Below are 2,199 nucleotides of genomic sequence, written 5' to 3' on the forward strand. Positions count from 1 at the left end.
CCACTGGCCTGCCAGAGCGCCATCGACAGCCTCGAGACGGCGGGCTTCACCCGCCAGTACGTGGACGCCCTGGACGTCGCCAGTTTCGAGGCGCCCGCCCAGTGGAATGAGTAGCCCGCCAGCGCAACAGTAAAGCGGCAAGCAATACGAATACGCGGAACCGGAACAGGAGCAGTGACAATGGGCCAGAAATTCGTACTCGTAGGCGATATGGGAACCGACCACGATGGCTTTCCCCCGACGCCTGTCACCGCCGGTAGCGCCACGGTGATCATGGATGGCAAACCGATGGCCCGCGTGGGCGACCCGTTGGAGCCCCACGACAAGCCCAATCATCCCAAGCACCCACGCGCGATTGCCCAAGGTTCCGGCACGATTCTGATCGACGGCAAACCAGCGGCGTTGACGGGCCATGCGGTTGATTGTGGCGGCGTGGTCATTGGTTCTGGCTCTGGAGAAGGAGGTAGCACCATAACGGGAGGTCATATCGCCTCCAGCGCTCTTTCTTCGGTAGCTGCCGGAATGGTAAACACCAATGGCACTCACGAAGCATCGAGTGAACCCTCTGAATCGTCATCCTTGAGTTCGCAGGGGGAAAATTGGTTGAAAGGGGGCGAGGAGTTGCGCCTGCAACCTTACGATGATCAAACAGGTCGTCCAATAGAGCGATGGGTACCGGGTGCAACGATTGGATATGGCCATTTAATTTCCCGTCAGGAGTGGCCGACTTACAAGGATGGTATTACTCGAGAACAAGCCGAGCAGGTATTTCAGGACGATATTTCGCCTTTTATCGACGCTGTCAACCGTGCCATAAAAGTGCCTCTTGAAGAGCATCAAGCAGATGCAGCCTACATACTTGCCTATAACATCGGTATTGGAGGTTTTAATTCTTCATCTGTCGCAAAGCTGCTGAATGATCCTGAAGCGCAGACTCCTTACGCATCACTTGAAGATGCCTGGAAAGCATGGAATATCTCTAACGGTCAGGTTAACCAAGGTCTTATCAATCGTAGAAAAGCCGAATGGGATATGTTCTCGAAAGGAGTGTATGAAACATGGTAAATCTGACTGCTTTCTCCTTTTTGTTATTTTGGTTATTACCCATTGCCTCTACGCAGGCTAAAAATGTCGATGAGAGCGTGCTAATTGACTCCGTTTATGGTCTGTATGAGGTACATCTCATAGAGCGCTATCGCGGTGGATTGACCACCCGTGAAGAAGCTTTTCTACGTCAGGACTCTAGAATTTCCGTACAGGAAGATGTCTTTACTTTCTGGAACGATGACGTGTGTGAGAATCCACATTATGCCATCGAAAATCATTACGTGAATGAAATAGAGGGTGAGGTTTCAAGCAGCAGTGAGAGGTATGGTAATTTTTATGGCTATGGTGAAGACCGTAACGTTATAAATGAGTTGAGCGTAGCCTGTCATGAAAACGATGATGCTACGTACTCCTTCGAAATAGTTAACGGTGAGTTATGGCTGTTTTTGGATGGATGGTTTTATCAGTTGCAACGGACAGCCGTCAGGTGAAAGCGGCAGTACCCATGACAATACAAGCATCCATTGAAAACAGAGGCATAGTCGTATGAAAAATGTAAAATTTACGCTCACTATTCCCGGCGTCGATGACGTCGCGGTGGTCGACTTCACCCACCGCGAGGCGCTCTCCGAACCCTTCGCGCTGACCGCCACGCTCGCCAGCCGCGATGGCGGCCTGGACGCCGCCGAGCTGCTCGACCGCGAGGCCACGCTGACCATCTGGCAGGATGGTGAAGCGCTTCGCCAGGTGCACGGTATCGTCAGCGAATTTGGTCGAGGCGACCGGGGCCACCGGCGCACCTTCTATACCCTCACGCTGCGCCCGGCGCTGTGGCGCACGTCGCTGCGCCACAACTCGCGCATCTTCCAGAAGGTCGACCCGCTGACCATCATCAATACCCTTCTCGACGAGCGCGGTATTGCCGACGTGGCCTTTGCCGTCACCCGCGAACTGCCGGAGCGCGAGTACTGCGTGCAGTACCGCGAGACCGATCTGGCCTTCATCGAGCGCCTGGCCGCCGAAGAGGGCCTGTTCTACTTGCACGAGTTCGAGGAGAGCGCCCACCGGCTGGTATTTGCCGATGACCCTCAGGTGCTGGCGAATCAGGGTGAGCGAACCTACCACAGCCGCGCCGGCGGCACTGCGCCCACG

3 protein-coding genes are annotated in these 2,199 nt (G+C 54.8%); all 3 read left to right on the forward strand.

Translation table 11 applies throughout. From position 1 onward, the window contains the following. Positions 1 to 180 precede the first annotated feature (180 nt). Entirely contained in the window at positions 181 to 1,065 is an 885-nt protein-coding gene (locus BIS11_RS15820; protein WP_253426624.1) for a type VI secretion system PAAR protein, read from the forward strand. After that, entirely contained in the window at positions 1,059 to 1,538 is a 480-nt protein-coding gene (locus BIS11_RS15825; RefSeq protein WP_253426621.1) for a hypothetical protein, read from the forward strand. Before BIS11_RS15820 ends, BIS11_RS15825 begins: the two co-directional genes overlap by 7 nt. 55 nt (positions 1,539 to 1,593) lie before the next feature. Continuing rightward, a partial coding sequence (gene tssI / locus BIS11_RS15830) for a type VI secretion system tip protein TssI/VgrG (protein ID WP_253586514.1) occupies positions 1,594 to 2,199 on the forward strand: 606 nt, incomplete at its 3' end.

The sequence above is a fragment of the Halomonas sp. 707D4 genome, from assembly GCF_024158685.1.
Lineage (GTDB): Bacteria > Pseudomonadota > Gammaproteobacteria > Pseudomonadales > Halomonadaceae > Vreelandella.

Coding starts and splice junctions, on each gene's coding strand:
- BIS11_RS15820 (WP_253426624.1), top strand. CDS start 181: ATGGGCCAGAAATTCGTACTCGTAGGCGATATGGGAACCGACCACGAT.
- BIS11_RS15825 (WP_253426621.1), top strand. CDS start 1,059: ATGGTAAATCTGACTGCTTTCTCCTTTTTGTTATTTTGGTTATTACCC.